This window comes from Pedobacter cryoconitis, assembly GCF_001590605.1.
GTDB classification, from domain to species: Bacteria; Bacteroidota; Bacteroidia; order Sphingobacteriales; family Sphingobacteriaceae; genus Pedobacter; species Pedobacter cryoconitis_A.
Genome location: NZ_CP014504.1, coordinates 1,349,648 through 1,370,824 on the forward strand (window position 1 = coordinate 1,349,648; position 21,177 = coordinate 1,370,824).

At 38.4% G+C, this 21,177-nt stretch carries 13 protein-coding genes and 1 tRNA gene; 8 read left to right on the plus strand and 6 right to left on the minus strand.

Annotation, left to right across the window (positions count from 1 at the left end; genetic code table 11):
• Positions 1–234 precede the first annotated feature (234 nt).
• Positions 235–426, plus strand: coding sequence for a hypothetical protein (locus AY601_RS05805; RefSeq protein ID WP_068397777.1), 192 nt, complete (start codon positions 235–237; stop codon positions 424–426).
• 415 nt (positions 427–841) lie between these two features.
• Here AY601_RS05805 and AY601_RS05810 read toward each other — a convergent pair.
• The 5 genes from AY601_RS05810 to AY601_RS05830 all read right to left on the minus strand — a co-directional run bounded on the left by AY601_RS05810 (position 842) and on the right by AY601_RS05830 (position 6,790).
• A tRNA-Lys gene (locus AY601_RS05810) sits at positions 842–914 on the minus strand.
• 347 nt (positions 915–1,261) lie between these two features.
• Positions 1,262–1,717 (minus strand): PaaI family thioesterase, encoded by a 456-nt coding sequence (locus AY601_RS05815; protein WP_068397780.1) that lies wholly within the window; start codon positions 1,715–1,717, stop codon positions 1,262–1,264.
• A gap of 72 nt (positions 1,718–1,789) precedes the next feature.
• Entirely contained in the window at positions 1,790–4,180 is a 2,391-nt protein-coding gene (locus AY601_RS05820; protein WP_068397783.1) for an ABC transporter permease, read from the minus strand.
• Positions 4,181–4,339: 159 nt separating this feature from the next.
• The gene (locus AY601_RS05825) at positions 4,340–5,914 is read right to left on the minus strand and encodes a hypothetical protein (protein WP_157287727.1); all 1,575 of its coding nucleotides are present in this window, start codon (positions 5,912–5,914) and stop codon (positions 4,340–4,342) included.
• Positions 5,915–5,917: 3 nt separating this feature from the next.
• Positions 5,918–6,790, minus strand: coding sequence for an ABC transporter ATP-binding protein (locus AY601_RS05830; RefSeq protein ID WP_068397791.1), 873 nt, complete (start codon positions 6,788–6,790; stop codon positions 5,918–5,920).
• Between the two features lie 428 nt (positions 6,791–7,218).
• Between AY601_RS05830 and AY601_RS05835 the strand changes: the two genes are divergently transcribed.
• The 7 genes from AY601_RS05835 to AY601_RS05865 all read left to right on the plus strand — a co-directional run bounded on the left by AY601_RS05835 (position 7,219) and on the right by AY601_RS05865 (position 20,397).
• On the plus strand, positions 7,219–10,338 hold the full coding sequence (locus tag AY601_RS05835; RefSeq protein ID WP_157287729.1) for a SusC/RagA family TonB-linked outer membrane protein: 3,120 nt from the start codon (positions 7,219–7,221) through the stop codon (positions 10,336–10,338).
• A 29-nt stretch (positions 10,339–10,367) separates the two neighbouring features.
• Entirely contained in the window at positions 10,368–12,023 is a 1,656-nt protein-coding gene (locus AY601_RS05840; protein WP_068397798.1) for a RagB/SusD family nutrient uptake outer membrane protein, read from the plus strand.
• Positions 12,024–12,033: 10 nt separating this feature from the next.
• On the plus strand, positions 12,034–12,555 hold the full coding sequence (locus AY601_RS05845) for a hypothetical protein (RefSeq protein ID WP_157287731.1): 522 nt from the start codon (positions 12,034–12,036) through the stop codon (positions 12,553–12,555).
• Positions 12,556–12,623: 68 nt separating this feature from the next.
• Complete coding sequence (locus AY601_RS05850) at positions 12,624–15,305, plus strand: glycoside hydrolase family 2 TIM barrel-domain containing protein (protein WP_068397804.1); 2,682 nt, start codon at positions 12,624–12,626, stop codon at positions 15,303–15,305.
• Between the two features lie 2 nt (positions 15,306–15,307).
• Positions 15,308–17,770, plus strand: a complete 2,463-nt coding sequence (locus AY601_RS05855; protein WP_068407235.1) for a glycoside hydrolase family 2 TIM barrel-domain containing protein — start codon at positions 15,308–15,310, stop codon at positions 17,768–17,770.
• A gap of 45 nt (positions 17,771–17,815) precedes the next feature.
• Positions 17,816–19,153, plus strand: coding sequence for an alginate lyase family protein (locus AY601_RS05860; protein WP_232324703.1), 1,338 nt, complete (start codon positions 17,816–17,818; stop codon positions 19,151–19,153).
• 56 nt (positions 19,154–19,209) lie between these two features.
• Positions 19,210–20,397 (plus strand): glycoside hydrolase family 88 protein, encoded by a 1,188-nt coding sequence (locus tag AY601_RS05865; RefSeq protein WP_068397808.1) that lies wholly within the window; start codon positions 19,210–19,212, stop codon positions 20,395–20,397.
• Positions 20,398–20,546: 149 nt separating this feature from the next.
• Here AY601_RS05865 and AY601_RS05870 read toward each other — a convergent pair whose 3' ends face one another.
• Positions 20,547–21,149 (minus strand): hypothetical protein, encoded by a 603-nt coding sequence (locus AY601_RS05870; RefSeq protein ID WP_068397811.1) that lies wholly within the window; start codon positions 21,147–21,149, stop codon positions 20,547–20,549.
• Positions 21,150–21,177: the final 28 nt, after the last annotated feature.

The following is a 21,177-nucleotide window of genomic DNA, read 5'->3' on the forward strand; positions in this document are numbered from 1 at the left end:
AAACAACTAGTTGAAACAACATGGACTTGCCATGCTTACAGCCCGTTTACAACCTGGTGTCATCCCGACCACCACTCAGGCACAACCAAACCATAACTAGTTGAAGATTAATGAAATTATAATTTTCCCTTGGACTAACCCACGGACAACTGCGGACAATTGCGGACATTTTTCACGCATCAGGATAATCTTTAACGCGAATAGCTTACATTGGTGGAAAGGCATTTATTTATTATGGGAAGTTTAACGGGTAAATTTTCAAAGGGAATCCTGGACGATTTCATTTTTAAAGCAGCAGTTTGGCGTACAGGTTGTTTCAAAAGTTCTGTACCGGGCACAAGGAAACAAGTAATGGAAACCCAAAGGCATCAGAGAACTTTCGTAAAAGTAGCAAGCCTGGAAAATCAGGATCTTTCCTCTCCCTAAGAATTCCGCTGAAGCGTTAACCGATCTCTTATCAAAGTAATCAGGAGCGTTTAATACTGATCAATTGAACTATAAAATCAGGAAGTAATTAGCTCATTAAAGAATCGTAACCATCTGCTTTGAACTCAAAAAATGGATCAATACCAAAAAATATCAAACCCAAAACTTGGAATTTAATCCCTAATCCACAAGTTTTGGTATTGATCCCTGTAAGTCATCTGCAAGCCTTAAAAAAAGCAACTTAAGAATGTGACAAATTTAAAGAGCAAAACAAAAACCAGATTACTGAGGTTAGAGAAACATTTTATTAAGCAAATTGAAGAGGTATCTAAAAATATCCTGAAAAAATAGTGTAGTAGGCATTTTCTGAAATATCATTTAATATAAAAAGCCCCAATTTGCATTGAGGCTTTCGTGATCCCGCTGGGATTCGAACCCAGGACCACTACATTAAAAGTGTAATGCTCTACCAGCTGAGCTACGGAATCATCATTCTTTTCAGAATAATACTAGAAACGTTTCCGTTTTCAGTGATGCAAAAGTATCATTTTAAATTGAATAAATGCGTTCTAAGTGATAATAAAGCAGGATGTTTTGATTTTTGTTGCTAAAGTGTTGAATCATAGTTATAATAATTTTCATCATTCTATATCCCTTGTCTAGGAAGCTGGCTTTATTGAACCATTATCCAATCGATTTAACCTTTAAAGGAGAAAAATACATCATGAAAACCGCTTTATCTTGTAAAATATATAACACGACACAGCAGGAGAGGAGTCTTTACATGTTCAATAATTAAAAAGCTAATGTATCAACAGATTACCTGCACTGTACCCTATGCTCCGTTTATTTTGTGATCAGTCTTCAGCGCATTAGAATAACCCCTGGCTAAAAGTCTGTCTTTTTTAAGATCCCATAATTCAAACTGAACATTGATGATCTGCCTGCCAGCTTTAATAACCGTTGTTTTACCTGTGATTACATCTCCAACTTTTGCAGTAGAGAAATAATCTATAATATTATTAATCGTCGTATAAAAATATTCCCTTCCCAGGCTAATAATGGTAGCGCCGATCATATCATCCATAATAGCAGCCGTTACACCACCATGCAATGTACCAATCGGATTGGTCATTTCATCCCTTACAGTATATTCGAAAGTTATACTTCCATGTTCTATATCGCGTACTATTGGAGCCAGCCACAACATAAATGCTGATGGGGAATTTGTTACTGTTTTTCCAAGCTGATCGATCAAACCCTGCCTGATTTGAGTAGTGTCATTTTTCATATAAACCTTCTTTTGAGATTTAAATATACCAATTGGTATTATTATACTTGCTCATTATTTTAAAAAATTAGCTTATTCATATTTCAGCGCATCAATAGTATTGGCAACAGCTGCTTTATAAGAACGGATACTAACAGTTATCAAAGTAATCAACATTGAGATTAAGAAGGCCAGCGCAAAAGGCCAGACACCTAATTCTATACGGTAGGCAAAGCCCGACAACCATTTTGAAACCAATAGATAAGCTAACGGCCATGCAACAAGGTTAGCCACGAAAACCATTACTAAAAATGAACCATTCAGCATTTTTACCAATTCAAAAGTTGATGCGCCCAATACCTTTCTGATCGCTACTTCTTTGGTACGTTGAGTAGCCACGAATGAAATTAATCCGAATAGACCAATAAAAGATATGAATATGATTACCCCGGCGAAAACCCGAAATAATATAGCCATGATTTTTTCACTTTGATAATAACGGCTAACAACATCACTGACAAATTGAGCATTATAAATCTCATTAGGAAAAGTGCTGTTCCATAGCGCCTCAACTTCTTTCATAGCGGGCATAAGCTGAGCCTGATCCATCTTTATTGCGACCTTATAATAAGCATTCTTTTGCGGGTAAATTATAAGCGGAGAAATACTTTGTTGAAGCGATCTGTCATTAAAATCCTTAACTACACCTACAATCGGCATTTTAGTTTCATTCTGACTGATGATTTTACCAATTACCTCTTTCGGATTACTAATATTCATCTTCTTCAGAAAGGTTTCATTCACTACATAGCCATTCACGGTATCACTATTTAAAAATACTTTTCCTGCTATTAGTTTTAGATCAAATACCTTAAAATAATCAGCATCTGCTGAAGAGCGCCTGATTTCGAAATCTTCGTTTTGCTGTCCATTGTAAGAGAAATTAGTGGTACTCATTTCATTAGACAGTGGGGGAAGCTGGCAATAACTAAAACTTTGAACACCATTTATTTGCAGCACTCTTTCTTTAAAATTCTTATGCTTTGTCAGAGCAATACTATCATTTGGTACATTCATAATGGCAATAGCATCAGTTTTAAATCCTAATGGTTTTTGATGTACATAATTCATCTGCTCCATGATAATCACTGTGCCAATAATCAGGATAATAGTAATTGAAAATTGGATGACAACCAAAACTTTACGTAAACTCATATTTCCAGAGTTTACCGTGATTTTATTCTTGATCGCTAAAGCCGGACTAAAACCCGAGATAATTAATGCCGGGTAAAAACCAGCAAGCAAACTCACAACCACTACTAATGTAATCAGAAAGGTGAAAATTACCGGATGCTCAAAAATGCTGAAAGATATCTGGGTTTTAAATAAGCTTTCCATTTGAGGAAGCGCTAATTCTGTTAAAATACAAGCAATTATTAAAGCGATCAATGTGATGGTAAAAGTTTCAGTTAAAAACTGAACGATCAATTGCTTGCGTTTACCGCCCAGTACTTTGCGTATACCAACTTCTTTTGAGCGGTTAATTGATTGTGCTGTAGTTAGGTTAATGAAATTTATACATGCTGTAATGAGTAAGAATAAGCCAATTACACCAAGGCCGTACAGCTCACTTTTAACGGCATATAACTCTGCAAAATTACCTTGTTTCTCACTAAAATGGATGTCTTTAAGGGCTTGCAGCGCATTAGTCTGATTACCTTCGATCTTTTTGTCCTGATAGTATTTCTTATTAAAAAGTCTTAAAGGCTCTTTTAAAGCTGCAGCTCTGAATCCATTTTTCAGCAATACATAACACTCCGTTTGTGAACTTACCGAATCCCAACTCTTATTATTCTTTTGGGGAAAGTTCTGATAGCTGATCATGATTTTAAGCGGGAAACTACTGTTTTTAGGCATATTCCTAAATACTCCCGTAACTTTCAAGCCCGTTTTATTACGAAAGAAAATGGTTTTCCCAATTGCATTTTCTATGGTGCCAAAAAAACTCTTAGCAGTTTCTGCGGATAAAGCCACGGTATTAGGTTCCGTAATCACTGTTTCTGGATTACCATTCAGCCAGCCCATTTCAAAAATCTCAAAGAATTCTGGTTCGGCATAATGTACAACTTCTTCTGTCTTGATCCGGTCTGTTCCATTCTGGTCTTTAACCTGGATAATGCCATAACCCATTGATATGGTTGCAATCTTTTCTATTCCAACCAGCTCATTTTTCGCTGCTGCAGATAGCGGTATAGGAACTCCCTGTGTATCATCCTCGAAATTGCTGTATTTCCAATGTGTGGTGAATCTGTAAATTCTATCCTGGTTTTTATAACCTTCATCAAAACTCAGTTGATAACGAACAAAAATAAAGATGAGGATGCAGCTTGCCATCGCAATAGAAAGCCCCAGAATATTGATCAAAGTATAACCTCTGTTTTTCCAGAGGTTTCTCCATGCGATCTTTAAATTTAACTTGAACATATGAGATAGTTATAACTCTGGATTAGCTAATGGTATGCCAACCGAAAATTACTCAATAATATATGCCATAACCACTTTTCTTTAAAATAAAGCTTTTATACTGTTCATGAATGAACAGTTAACGATCGGAAACGTACAGTGAAAAAGATAAAAAACACGCTATAAATTTCTGGATTGATAGTTCCTGACGATAAAACTCATCAATAACACCGCTATATTTATTCCTGTTAATATAACTACATAGCTTAAGCTGTTTGCATGAGGCATACCACCCAGATAATCATTAAAAGTAAGCTTATTGATCACAGCATAAGTAAGTATGAAAAATATGATTTCATATAGTTTTTTACCATCAGTTATAATTCCGATACCTGCAGCTAATGAAATGATTAATACTGCTCCATTGATTATATTAACGACAGCGTATATATCTGCTAAAAATGCATACCTCAAAATTACAGGTAGTGCAAGTACAATCGCTAAGAGAATACCAGACAGAATTTGTGCCGGCAATATTCTGAACAATGGCCTGTAAGATGCAAATGTGAAATAATGCAGCCTGTTTGTTTTCTCTTTAGTCGTTAGATCTGACCAGCGCGTAACCTGTAAAAACCATAGAATAGGGAGTAAGTAAGCGTGTGCTATAGCTAAAGGAGCAAAGCACATACTTAGCCATAGCCCCATATTAACCAGCCAAAACCATTTGTTCCCTTTTCTGACGAGCAGGAGCATTTCAGTCTTTACAAAAGGTAAAATACTATAATCTGTAACCAAAGGAGGCATTAAACTTCTGTTGATCCCCTGGGGTGTCAGGTTTAATCCATCAATTTGCTTTGGTTCAGTTACTGCTTTCTTTTTAGCAGCAGACTGTTTGAAATCAAACCGGTGAAAAAAGAAAGAAGAAATATAAACAAGCAGTATACTAATTGCTATCCATAACAGCCGGCTAACCAGAAAAGGTATCTGCCAGTGAATTCCTTCATATACAAAAACTTTAAACGGTTTCTTGCCAATGAAGATAAAGCCGAATGACGGATCTTTAACACCTGTGTGAAATTGAGAACTAATTTCCTGAGCAATACTACTGGTGATTGTTTGCAATCCAAAAGGATCAAGCAGTGTAGCCAGGCTATTGGTTTGCTGCAATTTAATAGCGGCCATTGTTATCCCAAAAAGCATAAAGTAAATCAGAAATTGCAGCACAGTTCTTTTACCCAAAAATACTTCTGCCAGAATTGCCAGGGCAGAGACTAAAAACATGGCCGGAATTGGTAATATCAGGTAGGGTAAAACAAAATTGACAAGTACAAAAGGATAACCTGAACCCCTGATAAAAAACATAATTATGCTCACGATAAAGGTGCAGCAAACAATAGTAAGCAAGACCATTAAATTGCTTAACATTTTGCTCAACAGGTAATTAAAGTTGGTGATTGGAGTACAGGCAATGATCAGGCCTACCTCAGTATCAATATCTTTCTTAATGCCGCTATTCACCAAAAGAAAACCATACATAGAAAGCATCACAGTGACCATGATAGCCGAAACATAACCAGCCCATGCTGAATTATAAGCCCCCTTGAAACCTGGAACGTTTAAGGTTGTATAACTTGCGGTATGCAGTGGCACAAATAAATAGGCCATATATACCGTGAAGACCAAAGTGATTAAAAAAGAATAAGTACGTGTACGCTGTAAATAATCGGCCTGGAGAAGATTGTAGAAGTATTTCACAGGCTATGGATTATTTTGAGTTAGAAATAAATAAGCATCCTCTAAACCCACTTTAACTGGAGCAGAGGAAGGTGCAATAGCATTCAGGTCACTAATGTAACGCACGCGAACCTGATCAATTTGCCTTGCTGTATCAATTACCCGATATTTACTTTTAAATGCAGGAAGTGATGCAGGAGCTATAAGAACCTCAAAAACCTTATTTTCTGCGTATTTTATAATATCTGGCTGGCTGCCTTTCGTAATTAACTTTCCACCTTGCATAACAGCTACTTCATCGGCAATCGTTTCAATATCTGAAACAATATGTGAAGAAAGAATGATGATACAATTATCTGCAAGATCAGAGATCAGCTGACGGAACCTAACCCGTTCTTCAGGATCAAGGCCCACCGTCGGCTCGTCAAAGATCAGGACTTTAGGATCATTCAATAAAGCCTGCGCAATACCGATACGTTGTTTCATCCCACCAGAATAAGTGCCAATAGGTCTTTTTGCATCAGCCATCAGGTTTACACCTTCAAGTAATAGTTCAATCCGCTGATTCAAACCCTTTCCACCAACACCTTTCATCGCAGCTATATAGCTTAGAAATTCATAAGCGTTAAGATTTGGATAAACTCCAAAATCCTGAGGTAGATAACCAAGAATTTTGCGGATATGACCAGGACTCTTCACAATGTCAACACCATCTAAAAACAAAGTCCCTTGTGTTGGTTTACTGATTGTCGAGATAATTTTCATCAGCGTAGATTTACCTGCTCCGTTTGGCCCAAGCAAACCCAGTATCCCATTTTCCAGCGTAATTGAATAATCTTCCAGGCCAGTTTTATGCCGGTTGTATTTCTTTGTAAGATTTTTAATTTCCAGTACCATGCGTTAATTTATATGAATAAGACATAGCAGGCTATATTAAGTTACATCCTGAAAAAAATAAATTAAAGCTTAAAATATCACGTTTTAATTCAGCTATAGAAGCTTTCCCGGCACCACACAATTTATTTGACCTGGTTAAAATCAAATTATTTCAAACGCTTGAAATGATGAAAAAGCGGCCTTTAGCGCGTTTTTGGAGATTTAACTTAGACCATTTAGAATGCTGTTGTTTAATTTCAATTCCTAATCAAACTAAACCAAATATAATATGGCATATTCTCTAAACCTCCCTCCGGGGTATCTGCATCTCTATGTATCGTCCGCTAATCTTCAAATTAATCAAGCCCTCCCTGTATAAGTAAATCAATGGTCTTTCCAATTCCACAAATTGGGTAAACAAGCAAAATCAACCAAATATTTCAAAAATTATGGATAAACTTTACAGCTATTTTCTTTGTATCTCCCTGTGCTGCTGTCTTTCCCTCACTGCGCACGCACAACAAAAGATAACAGGGACAGTGAAAGACATTCAGGGTTTACCATTACCCGGTGTGAGTGTGAAAATTAAAAATACCACCATCGGCTCGTTCACTAACTCGAATGGCCAGTACAGTATCTCTTCTGCCAACCCAAATGGCGTCATCATTTTCAGTTTTGTAGGCTACCTTTCTAAAGAACTTTCCTTGAATGGAAAATCGGCGGTCAATGTAACCTTAGATGAAGATACACAAGGGCTTAATGAAGTTGTTGTAGTCGGTTACGGAACGCAGAAAAAAGTAAACCTAACCGGTTCTGTAGCGCAGATCAGTGGCGATGTATTAACAAACCGGCCAGTTCCAAATGCAATTGCTGCACTTCAGGGAATTTCACCAGGAGTGACTATTACCAGGAATAGTGGGAAACCAGGAGCAGAAAGTTATGGATTGCGCATCCGTGGTTTTTCGTCTGCTAATGATACTAAAGCCTTAGTATTAGTAGATGGGGTTGAAATGGATCTTGCCTTGGTAAATCCGGATGATATTGAAAATATATCCATTTTAAAAGATGCAGCCGCAGCCTCTATTTATGGGGCAAGAGCTGCTGGTGGTGTAGTTTTAGTGACTACTAAAAAATCTACAAGTGGTAAAACAAAGATCAATTTTAGTAATAACTACAGTCTAAATATTACAGCAAGACAACCCAAACGTTTAAACTCGTGGGATGAACAAGAACTAATTGATGAAGCCAGGTTTAATGCAACAGGAGCAAAGGAGTTCACAGATGAGCAAGTGGAGTGGCTTAAAAATCCAAACTTTAATTACAGACCCAGTTTAACCGCAGATCGCTGGGATTATTACGCGAATACAGACTGGATTAAAGAAGGAATGGATAAAGTGAATGCCTCACAAAATTATGCACTTTCTGTGGGTGGTGGAAAACAAGAATTAAATTACCTTTTATCCGGATCTTATTTTAAACGTGATGGTGTGATGCGTTATGGGCCTGATGACAATTCAAGGCAGAATTTACGACTATCAGTAAATTCGCAAATCAATAAATATGTGAGTGTAGGCCTGATTGCTGGTTATGTGAATTCAACCATTCAGGAAAACTCTTACGATTCAGGTAATATCATAGATTTACTATATCGTATACGGACAAGACAACCTGTTTTTACACCAGCCGAAGATGTAACTGGTCAGCAGTACAACGGTGACTTGCAATTGAACCCTATTGACATAGAGAAAAATGCGGGAGTTAAAACGACCAGTTATGAAAGTTTTACTGGGAAAATTAATTTAAATATAAAAAACGTGGTGAAAGGACTGGCATTCGATGTCTCAGCTTCCAGAAACCAGGACATGTATAACTTAAGATCAGAGAAAAGAACATTAATCTGGTATGGTAAGAGTACTAATACAATAAGAAACGCTATCAATACACCAAATCAACTTGATGTCACAAAGAATAAAGGTTACCAGGATAACCTGACAGGTCAGTTTACTTATGATTTGCAGCTGGCTGATAAACACAACTTTAAATTATTGGCAGGTGCTTCATTTGAACAATACCGTAAGGATGAAATCTCAGCAAGTGCAACCAGCATGGTCAGCAATGATTTCTTCAGTCTGAATTTTGGAGATCCTGCAAATAAAACGAATAATGATAAAATTGAAACCTGGGCTATTGGGTCTCTTTTCGGCAGATTAAACTATAATTATGACGGAAAATATCTTTTAGAAGCCGTGGTACGTCGTGATGGTAGTTCGCGTCTGGGGCCAGATAACCGTTTCCAGATATTCCCTGCATTCTCAGCAGGATGGCGCATTAGTGAAGAACCGTTCTTTAAAAATAATGTCCGCTTTGTAGACAATCTGAAAATACGTGGATCTTGGGGACAGCAAGGAAATGGTTCTGTGTTAGGTCTGTATGACTATATTTCTTTAATTACCAGTGGATTAACTATTAACGATCAGCCAAATCTGGTTTTCAATGGTACAAAAGCTCAGTATTTGTTTCAAAAAGACTTAGCATCCAAAAATAAAACATGGGAAACTGTGGAATCAAGTAATATCGGTATTGATGCAAGTTTATTCAAAAACAGGTTGACTATTACTGCCGAATACTATCAAAAGTATAATAAAAATATGCTGGCTACTTTAAACCTGCCGAGTATTATCGGCGTTGGTATTCCAAGTAGTAACGTCGGTGAATTGAAAAGCTGGGGTTCAGAATTGGAAGTAAAATGGAGAGATATCTTTAAAAACGGTGATTACCATATCGGCTTCAGCATTGCTGACAATCAAAATAAACTGACTAAATATGATGGTAAAAATTCTATAGGATCAGGCGGCAGAGTTGGTTTGTTACAAGGATATCCTTTAAACAGTCTTTGGGGATATCAAACTGACGGCTATTTCCAGACTCAGGCAGAAGCGGATGCTTATAAAACTAAAGTGAAATATCCATTTTTTGCAAGCCCAGCACCGGGTGATGTAAAATACAAAGATCTGGATGGTAGTGGAGTGATTGATGCTGGTGGAGGTACGCCAGATAAACCAGGGGATTTAGTTTACCTGGGTAACACCAATCCGAGATATACTTTTGGAATTGACTTAGGTGCAAGCTGGAAAGGATTTGATTTCTCTATGTTTTTCCAGGGTGCGTTGAAACGTTCGTTCTTTATTGAAGAAAACACGTTGTCTCCAATTCTCGGAACTTCAAACATGCCATGGACCATACACCAGGATCACTGGACGCCGGATAATCCGGATGCCTTTTTTCCACGGATGTATCAAACAAGCGCGCATAATTTCAGGCCTTCTGATAAATGGGTTCAGAATGGAAGTTACATCCGTCTGAAAACTGTACAGCTAGGCTATACTTTTAAAGTGAACAGGAAATATATTCAGAACCTTAAAGTGTATTTCTCCGGACAGGATTTATTTGAAAGAACAAATGTGCTGAGTGTATTTGATCCGGAACTGGGAGATAATGACAAAAACGTAAATGCGTCAACTTATCCATTTTACCGTTCAGTATCATTTGGAGTAAATATCACTTTATAAGGAAATTATCATTAAAATAAAACGTAGAGATGAAACAATATAACCTACTACTAATCTTTGTGCTGATGGTTACTTTACTTAACCTGAGCTGTAAAAAGCTGGACAGATTACCAGAAACATCTTTTACAGATGATCAGTTCTGGAACACTGAAAATGATTTAATAAATGCATCAAACAGAATGTATCAGCAATTGGCTGGTTATACCATAGATAATCGTGGAGACGATAACGTGAATCAGTCTGGTTTAAACGTGGTCAGTAACGGTAACCGTGGGGTTGCAGGTACTAGTGATGACTGGACAGTTCCGTACAGACAGATTTTTACAGCAAATAATATCCTGGAGAAGGCAGGTAAAGCACAAGTTACCGACGCGGTAAAAAACAGATATTTTGCAGAAGCCCGTTTTTTTAGAGCTTATGCGTATGCGGCTCTGGTGCAAAAGTACGGAGATGTACCTTTGCTGTTGAAAACGCTGACTATTGAATCACCAGAATTAACGATGCCACGTACAGAACGTACAAAGGTGGTGCAATCTATTTATGATGATCTTGATTATGCAGCACTTTGGTTACCAACCAGAGCTGCATTACCAGCTGCTCAATATGGAAGAGTGACTAAAAGTGCAGCCTGGGCCTTAAAAGCGAGAGTTGCATTAGATGAAGGTACCAGGGGCAAGTTCTTTAACACGCCGAATTATCAGCAAAATCTTCAACTTGCCGTACAAGCAGCAACCTTGGTCATGGGGCAGGGGCATACGCTTTTCGCTAATTACCAGGGAATGTTCACGCACGATGGTGAAGGAGCTGGCAATACAGAGAATGTTTTTGTAAAACTATACGGTTTAACAGCTGCATTAGGTTTAACGCATAATACCTCGCGTGATCTGGAAAACGGAAGAATTGCACCTACCCGTAATTTAATCCGCATGTTTTTATATAAAGATGGCTTGCCAGCTTACAATACTGACAATACCCCTTCAACCACTAAATCTACCTTTTTTGTGAATGAAAAAGACGAGGTAAGTTACAACACCATTCTGGATAACAGAGATCCGAGGATTACCACTTTAGTTTATAGAAGCGGGGAACAATCTTATCAGAGAGCCTGGGTGCCAGGGACTTCTTTAGGGACAAGATCAGCTTATGCCGCAAAGAAAGGGTTTAATTCTGCAGATTGGACAACAAATAACAATGCGACTGTACATAAACCATTGATCCGTTATGCAGAAGTCTTATTAATTTATGCAGAAGCAAAGTATGAAATGGATGGAGCAATCAGCGATGCAGATTTAAACCTGTCCGTGAACGCGCTAAGAACAAGAGCCGGTTTACCTGTTAAATTAACCAATGCCTTTGTGACTACGAATAACCTGAGCATGCGCGAAGAAATCAGGAGAGAAAGAACTGTGGAACTATGTCTGGAAGGTTTCCGTTACAACGACTTGTTGCGTTGGAAAATTGCAGAAACTGTTTTGCCGAAAACTTTACTGGGTGCTAAGTATAATGTGACAGAATGGGTGGGTACTACGGCTGCGTCTTTGAATTTGAATGCAGATAAAGTTTTAATAGTGGAAGATGCCAGTAAAAGGACTTTCGATCCGAAAAGGGATTATTTATATCCTGTTCCATTGCAGGAAATCTCACTGAGCGGAAATAATGTCGTACAAAATCCAGGTTGGAATTAATTTTAAAAACATGAAGAGAACAATTATATATTTAACCGCTTTTGCACTTTCATCCCTTGTTTTTACGGCCTGTAAAAAGGATGACGATAATTCAAAGAAAGGCTTACAGGAATATGAGAATTATTATTACGCCGGATTTCTGCCCTGGAATAATACAGGTACAGAATCAGTACTCCGTACACAAACTAAACTTGTGAAGTTCCCTGTTCAATTTCATTCGGCTTATGTGCGTGACTACGATGCAATAGCTCAATATACCTTCGTCACTAAAGGAATTGCAAATCCTGCGGTTGCCGGACAGGACTTTACCGTGGTTGATAAAAATGGGAATGCAATTACAGCAGTAAATGCGATATATTCACTTAATTTTCCACAGGCGAAAGCATTAGTTGATACGATATATATAAAGGTATTGAATAGTGCTGTTGCCGGAACAAGGAAAATAGAACTTGACCTGATTAAAAATACGAATGAAAAATACACAGTAGGAACCTTTACACAATCCTATATACGCTTTTTGGAAATCAAATAAAGATATATCCCGGGTTAACAGAGGGTTAATCCGGGATTAATAATGAATTGTAATTTAAACCCTGAATTTTGAAATATACTTGCCGACACCTCATCACACTGCTGATACCCTGCGTTTTATTAGGCGCATCTACTAGCTATGCGCAAAATAAACCAGCCAAACTGATCAGCTTAAACGATCAGTGGAAGTTCAGTAAAGACCAGGTAGCTGGTCAGGCTCCTTCTCCGAACCTGAGCTGGGGAAATTTCAGTATTCCACATAGCTGGAATACAACAGATGTTATGGACGATGAACCTGGTTATTACCGTGGTACAGGCTGGTATAAAAGAAAACTCAAACTCGATGCAAGTTTAAAAAGTAAAGAAGTTTTCCTTGCTTTCAATGGTGTAAACCAGGAAACTGAAGTTTATGTGAATGGAAAGCTGGCGGGAACTCATATTGGTGGATATACAAGGTTCGTTATCCCCTTACGCGGTTTTCTGAATTATAAGGATGATGAGGTTCAAGTAAAAGTAACCAACCGGTTTAATGAAGATATTGCGCCTTTGACCGCTGATTTTACCTTTTTTGGAGGTATTTACCGGAATGTGGAGTTGATGGTTACAGAACCGGTGCATTTCTCTAAAAATGACCATGGTAATAGCTCCGGCGTTTACCTGACTACACCAGAAGTTTCCAAAGAAATGGCTAGTGTAAAAGCGAAGATCTTAATTGAAAACGCTTCGGCAAAAGAAATTAAAGTTCAGGTACATACAGCTTTGACAAATGCTGATGGTGTAGTTGTGGCTAAAAGCACAGCCACCTTAACCGTACCTGCGCATCAAAAAAGTACTTTTGAACAAGACCTTAAAAATATTAAAAGCCCTCAGCTATGGTCTCCTGAAAACCCATATCTATACCGGGTTATTACGCAACTTATCGATGTTAAAACTAAAACTGTTCTAGACCAGGTATCTAATCCATTAGGCTTCCGGTGGTTTAAGTTTGATGCTGAAAAAGGGTTTTTCCTTAACGGAGAGCCTGTTAAATTAATTGGGGCGAGTCGTCATCAGGACTATAAAGGTATGGGAAATGCTGTTCCTGATGCTTTACAAATAAGAGACGTAGAATTACTGAAAAAAATGGGTGGAAACTTTCTGAGAGTTTCACATTATCCTCAGGATCCTCAGATCCTGGAAGCTTGTGACCGTTTGGGTATCCTGGCATCCGTAGAAATTCCTGTTGTCAATACGATAACAGAGTCGGCGGCATTTACCGAAAACTGCAAAAACATGCAGGTAGAAATGATCCGTCAAAACTTTAACCGTCCAAGCGTGGTGATCTGGGCTTATATGAATGAGATTTTATTGCGTCCTAAGTTTACAGATGACAAACCCAGGCAAGCCGTTTATTTTAAACATATCGTTACGTTGGCACAGACACTGGATAGTTTAACCAGAAAAGAAGATCCTTCCAGATATACAATGATTGCAAATCATGGTTCTTTTGATAGCTATCATAAAATAGGCTTGACTAAAATACCGATGATTGTGGGTTGGAATCTTTATTCTGGTTGGTATTCAGGTAATATTGAAGATTTTGGTAAGTTTTTAGACCGTCATCATCAAGAGTTAACAGATAAACCCATGCTGGTTACTGAATATGGTGCAGATGCAGATCCGCGTATCCGTTCCTTTTCACCTGTCAGATTTGATAAAAGTGTGGAATATGCGATTAGATTTAACCAGGTTTATTTAAATGATATTATCAAAAGACCTTTTGTAAGTGGTGCAATGGTTTGGAATTTAGCTGATTTTAATTCTGAAACCAGAGCGGAAACTATGCCTCATATTAACAATAAAGGTTTGTTAACCCTGGGCAGGGAGCCAAAAGATATTTACTTACTTTATCAGGCTTATTTACTAAAAAAACCATTCCTTAAAATAGCCTCAGGGACATGGAAAATCAGAACTGGAGTTGCAGATTCTTCTAAATCGTTCGCTACTCAGCCTGTACAGGTGACCACAAATCAGAAAACAGCAGAGTTGTTTGTCAATGGTCAGAGCCTGGGCGTAAAAGATGCAGTAAATCATGTTTGTTCCTGGGAAGTCCCATTTGTCAATGGTTTGAATCAATTAAAAGTAACCTCTGCGGCTTATAGTGATGAGCTGGATGTAGATTTTACCTTGCAGCCATTTGAATTTTCAGACCGTCAGGTTCCATTTAAAGAAATGAATGTTCTTTTGGGAGCAAAACGCTTTTATATAGATAATACTACGCACCAAATCTGGATGCCGGACCAGCCTTATCAAAAAGGCAGCTGGGGATATATCGGAGGTGAATCTTTCAAAGGCACGAATAACAGAATGTCTTATGGAAGCGATAAAAATATCATGGAAACTGACAACGACCCTGTTTATCAAACTCAGCAAGTTGGAATCAAACAATTCAAATTGGATGTACCCGATGGTGAATATGAACTTTCTTTATACTTCGCTGAACTCATTGGGGGTGTGACTAAAGAAGCTTTAGCTTATAACTTAGATAATAATCATCAAAAAGAAATAGTTAGACAGCGCATATTTAATGTAAGTATTAACGGAGAAAGCTTTCTGGAAAACCTGAACCTGGCTGCAGATTATGGGTATACCACCGCTGTAAAGAAAAGTACAAGGATTACGGTGCAGGGTGGAAAAGGAATCACTTTAGACTTTAAGACAATAGAAGGTATGCCAGTATTAAATGCTTTAGGGCTTAGAAAAATTTATTAATGATGATCAGATATTTTTGTGTGTTTGTTATTCTTGGATCTCTGCTTGGAATTCAGCCGGCAGAGGGACAGGAATCAAAACGTTTAAACCAGAATTGGGAATTTGTAAAACAAGATTTAGGCGGGATCTGGGAAGCTGTCCGCCCAGTTGGCAAAGGAAACCCTGAAAGTGTACCACTTTGGGAATCCGTGACCTTACCACATTGTGTAAATGCCACAGATGCGGTTGATCCTGATGTAAATTATTACCAGGGGCCATCCTGGTACCGTACCGCTATTGAGGTAAATAATCCTTACCAAAAAGGGCGTACGTTATTACATTTTGAAGGTGCGGGACAGAAAACAGCAGTCTATGTTTATACTACAAAAGTCGGCTCACATGTAGGTGGTTATGATGAATGGACGGTTGATATTACTGACGCAGTAGAAGCTTTCAAAAAAACAGAAGTCTACCGGAAACAGTTTAAAGGTAAAATCCCGGTTTCTGTACGTACCGACAATTCAAGAGATTTGGAAATGATTCCTTCAGATCTTTCCGACTTTAATATTTATGGAGGTATTTATCGCTACCTGAACTTGGTATATACGCCAGCGCTTTCTACTGACAAACTCTTTGCTAAAGCAGAGGTCGATGGGGACGGGAAATCTGGTCAACTTACGGTCAGCACGAGATTCTATAACCCAATGGGAATCAGTGAAGCTAAGGTTTTATTGAAATTAGTTGATCCTTCAGGTAAAGTTGTCGCCAAAACAGAAAAGAAATTAAATGGCTTATCAAATGATACTGGGTTATGGAAACTTCAGGTCAAAAGACCTGTCTTATGGTCGACAAATCAACCTTCATTATATACGCTTCAATATGAAATCCATTCTTCAGCTGGTGTTGCTAAGGGAACGGAAAAAGTTGGTTTCAGGAACTTTGAGTTTGTAGAAAAAGGGCCTTTTATGCTGAACGGAAAACGGTTACTGCTCAGAGGTACGCATCGGCATGAAGACCATTCAGGAGTTGCAGCTGCCATGACAGAAAATATGATCCGTGAAGAAATGATCCTAATGAAAGATATGGGGGTTAATTTCATCCGTCTGGCACATTATCAGCAATCCCGTATTGTTTTGAATCTGTGTGATAGTCTTGGAATTATGGTGTGGGAAGAAATTCCATGGTGCCGTGGCGGATTGGGTGGAGATGTTTACAAAGAACAGGCCCGCCGGATGCTGACCAATATGATCGAACAACATTATAACCATGCTTCAGTTATTCTTTGGGGAATGGGGAATGAAAATGACTGGCCTGGTGACTTTCCTGAGTTTGACAAGCAGAAGATCAGGGTTTTCATGAAAGAACTAAATGATTTGTCCCATCAATTGGATAATTCACGTTTAACGGCGATCAGGCGGTGTGACTTCTGCAGTGATCTTGTAGATGTTTATTCGCCTTCAATTTGGGCAGGCTGGTACCGTGGTAATTATACCGATTACAAAGCCGTTTCTGAAGAAGAGTTTAAAAAAGTAAAGCGTTTTATTCACGTAGAATGGGGTGGAGACAGCCATGCGATGCGACATTCAGAAAATCCTGATAAAGCATTAAGTAAAATAAAAACTGGTCTGGGAGCCGACGAGCGGGCAGGAGATGCTTCCTTATTTGGAGGTGCAGCCAGAATTTCCAAGGATGGAGATTGGAGTGAATCTTACCTGGTAAACCTGGTGGACTGGCACTTGAAAGAGCAGGAAACTATGCCTTGGTTAAGTGGTACTGCTTATTGGCCATTTAAAGATTTTTCTACTCCTGTAAGACCAGATAACCCGGTACCTTATATGAACCAGAAGGGGGTGGTAGAAAGAGATCTGACTAAAAAGGAAGCTTTTTACGTTTTCCAGTCTTATTGGACAACGCAGCCGATGGTACATATTTATGGACATACCTGGCCGGTAAGATGGGGAGAACAAGGGGAAGAAAAAATGGTGAAAGTTTATGCTAATTGTACAGAAGCTGAGTTATTTCTGAATGGTAAAAGCTTTGGTGTTAAGAAAAGAAATAGTCAGGATTTTCCTGCTGCGGGATTACGTTGGAACCTTCCGTTTGTGAAAGGCGAAAATACAGTTACTGTGGTCGGTAAAAAAGGTAAGGTTACGGTGAAAGATGAAATCAAGTTTACTTATCAAATCGAAAAATGGACTAAACCAGCAAAACTAACTTTGACTAAAATTGACCAGAAAGATGATATAGCAACCGTAGAAGTGAAACTCTATGACGATAAAAATATACAATGTCTGGATGCTGTAAACTGGATTAACTTTTCTTTAGCTGGAGAAGGTAAGCTCATGGACAATTTAGGAACCTCATCTGGTTCAAGAAAAGTACAGGCTTACAATGGCCGGGCAATTATCAAAGTGAAATTAAATAAAGGAAAAAGTGTGGTCGCTGTCCAGTCTGATGGTTTATCAGCCGCCTTTACCAATCTTTAAGCAACCTGAACAAATGAAATTAACCTATTGATTTAACCAAGCACTATGAAAGTAATATTTTCCATTTTATCTGCAGCTGTTATCTATATAAGCCCGGCGGTATTTGCCAATGACTATTCTCCTGCTGGAAGGGATACTATGATTGTTCAGGCTCCAGAGCCTTTGCCGGGCATATCCGTGTTGTCTGTTCAGAACGAATCTTCAACTCAAAAAGCATCTGATTCTACTGTCCAAAACGCATCTGATTTTACTGTCCAAAACGTATCAGATTTACCTCAGAAGGAAGGAATCATAAAGGGGGCGACTATTTTGCTGCGGAAGCAAATCCTGGCTGAGGCAGCCTGGGCAATGACCCAGAAGCCAGTTACGATAACAGACGCTTCCTCGCCCAGAAGTGCGGGTGGTAAACACGACTTTTTCTCTGAAGCTGATTATTTCTGGCCAGATCCTCAAAATCCTGATGGGCCATACATCAACCGGGATGGACTAACCAATCCTGATAATTTTGTAGAACACCGCAAAGCCATGATCCGTTTAAGTAAAGTGATCGGGGCGCTGGCTTCTGCTTATCAATTAACCGGAGATGAAAAATACGTTACACAAGCGATCCTCCATCTGAAAGCATGGTTTGTAAACCCTGAAACTCTAATGAATCCGAACCTTAATTTTGCGCAGGCAGTGAAAGGGAAATTTACCGGGCGCAATTATGGTATCATTGATACGATCCATTTAATGGAAGTTGCACAAGGGATGATTGTTATGGAAAAGGCAAGCGTATTTGATCTTCAAACTGCTTTAGCGATCAAAGGGTGGTTTTCAGCTTATACCAATTGGTTAAATACCAGTAAACCTGGGATTCAGGAGAAAATGGTAAAAAATAATCATGCCACTTGCTGGGCAATTCAGGTATCGTCATTTGCTAAATTATGTAACGATCAACCGATGCTGGATGCTATGCGTGTACGCTATAAGACTGTACTTTTACCCAATCAAATGGGAGCAGATGGTAGTTTTCCATTGGAAATGGCACGTACAAAACCTTATGGATATGCTATCTTTAATCTGGATGCGATGACGGTCCTTTGCCAGATTTTATCTACCCCGGCAGACAATCTCTGGGAATTTAAAACTGCCGATGGTAAATCTATCAAACTAGGGCTATCTTACTTATATCCTTTTATTGCTGATAAAAGCAAATGGAGTTTGAAGCCGGATGTGATGTATTGGGAAAATTGGCCGGTTGCACAACCTTTTCTTCTATTCGGAGCAAATGCTTATCAGAAAGAAGCCTGGTATGCAACCTGGAAAAAATTAGACCATAATCCACAAGTAGCAGAAGTGATCAGGAATTTGCCTATCCGCTATCCGCTGATCTGGTTGTAATAGCTGGTGCCATTCAATGAACAAAAAACAAGCATAAACCAATAAAAACTAAATAGATGAAATTGAAAATAAACTTAACACTAGTTACCTTATGGTGTCTCTCTGTGGGAAGCACGGTAAATGCACAAAATGTGAATGTAGCTAAAGCATTGGCCCCTGCTGAAAAACAAGTTGAGATCTTGCTTAAAAATTCAGTAAAAGTCATCGCATCAGAACCAAAGTATATTGCGCCACGTACGCTGGAAAATAATCAATTGAAATTAGTAATTGGGAAAGACTGGACCAGTGGTTTCTTTTCTGGTATGTTATGGTATCTGTATGAGCTGACCAAAGATCCTAAATGGTTGGAACCAGCTAAAGAATTCACGCAAAAACTGGCACCACAACAATTCAATACCGGAACACATGATTTAGGTTTTATGATTTATTGCAGTTATGGTAACGGCTATCGTTTAACCAATGATACCAGCTATAAATCGGTCATCATACAAGCTGCAAAAAGTTTGTCTAAAAGATTTAATCCAGTAGCAGGAGTGATCCGTTCCTGGGACCATAATGCAGATAAATGGCAGTTTCCGGTAATTATTGATAACATGATGAACCTGGAATTGCTTTTTGAAGCGACTAAATTAACGGGAGATTCTTCATTTTATAAGATTGCAGTGAGCCATGCAAATACAACTCTTAAAAACCATTTCAGAGAGGATTATAGTTCTTTCCATGTAGTTGATTACGACCCTGCAACGGGTGCAGTAAAGTGGAAAGGAACCGCTCAGGGCTATAGTGACCCATCTGCCTGGGCAAGAGGACAAGCATGGGCTTTGTATGGTTATACTTTATGTTACCGTGAAACAAAAGATATCGCTTATTTAAAACAAGCAGAAGGTATTGCTAAATTTATTCTGCGTAATCCAACACTTCCTGCCGACAAAGTACCTTACTGGGATTATAACGATCCTCAAATTCCAAATTCGCCAAGAGATGCATCAGCAGCAGCTATTACTGCTTCAGGTTTGTATGAATTGAGCGGCTATAGTAAAGAAGGTAAAAGCTATAGAAAAACAGCAGATCAGATCTTGAATAGCCTGATTAAAAATTATACTAGCAATGCCGGAACAAATGATGGTTTTATTTTAGCGCATAGTACTGGTCATAAACCAGCAAAATCCGAAATAGATGTACCTATTATTTATGCAGATTACTATTATTTAGAGGCTTTGAAAAGAAGTAAAGGCGGGAAATAACCATTTAACGGAACGCCGGATAGGTGACCGGAAAAAAAAGCCGGACTACTTTTCTGAGGAGAAAATGGTCCGGCTTTTTTTTATTGAAGTACGACTTTTGTTAAATCACTTATAGTGAATATTTTATATGTTGATTTGTTGTTTTGAAACTATTCGTCATCCAGTAAAGAAACGCAATCTTTTCCAAGCAGTGCTTTACGTTCAGGAAGACTTGCTAAAGAAGTGGTGTCCTTGATACTTTTGTAAAGTGAAGTCAGGATACCTAACGTTCTTTCATCGGTTTCGCAAGCCTCTGATTTTTCAAAATAGGGAATAGTTTTCAGCACCTGGATTTTATAAGCTTTAAAAGCAATCGCATGTAATGCTGCATCCTTAAGCTTTGCAGCTTCACTTACTTTACGTCCTAAAGTATCACATTTCTTTAAATTGATAAATCCCAATGAGGTATAAGTTACATAGTAACCTGGAACAAGTTTAGTCACGGCTTCATACAGAGGCTCTGCTTTTTCTGGTTTACCCATGGACTCATATATCCTGGCCAGGTGGAAACTAACATTAGCAACTTGTTTGTCGTTCAATTCCGCAGAGCGGCTCAATAGGGAAGAAGCTTTCTCAACTGTTGCTGCATTCTGATCTTCATTCATTCTGGACTGTGTGTAATCAAAGTATAACTCTTTGATATCTTGCTTTTGAGCAAATGCTGTGCTGATCCCAAGTAATAGGAAGAAATTAAATAATACTGTTTTTTTCATAGGTAGTTTTTCTGATCATTTTGTCTTT

Bases quoted from the DNA above. Each gene is read 5' to 3' on its own strand.
- AY601_RS05820 (WP_068397783.1), bottom strand. From the start codon at position 4,180: ATGTTCAAGTTAAATTTAAAGATCGCATGGAGAAACCTCTGGAAAAAC.
- AY601_RS05805 (WP_068397777.1), top strand. From the start codon at position 235: ATGGGAAGTTTAACGGGTAAATTTTCAAAGGGAATCCTGGACGATTTC.
- AY601_RS05815 (WP_068397780.1), bottom strand. From the start codon at position 1,717: ATGAAAAATGACACTACTCAAATCAGGCAGGGTTTGATCGATCAGCTT.
- AY601_RS05830 (WP_068397791.1), bottom strand. From the start codon at position 6,790: ATGGTACTGGAAATTAAAAATCTTACAAAGAAATACAACCGGCATAAA.
- AY601_RS05865 (WP_068397808.1), top strand. From the start codon at position 19,210: ATGAAATTGAAAATAAACTTAACACTAGTTACCTTATGGTGTCTCTCT.
- AY601_RS05860 (WP_232324703.1), top strand. From the start codon at position 17,816: ATGAAAGTAATATTTTCCATTTTATCTGCAGCTGTTATCTATATAAGC.
- AY601_RS05835 (WP_157287729.1), top strand. From the start codon at position 7,219: ATGGATAAACTTTACAGCTATTTTCTTTGTATCTCCCTGTGCTGCTGT.
- AY601_RS05845 (WP_157287731.1), top strand. From the start codon at position 12,034: ATGAAGAGAACAATTATATATTTAACCGCTTTTGCACTTTCATCCCTT.
- AY601_RS05840 (WP_068397798.1), top strand. From the start codon at position 10,368: ATGAAACAATATAACCTACTACTAATCTTTGTGCTGATGGTTACTTTA.
- AY601_RS05855 (WP_068407235.1), top strand. From the start codon at position 15,308: ATGATCAGATATTTTTGTGTGTTTGTTATTCTTGGATCTCTGCTTGGA.
- AY601_RS05870 (WP_068397811.1), bottom strand. From the start codon at position 21,149: ATGAAAAAAACAGTATTATTTAATTTCTTCCTATTACTTGGGATCAGC.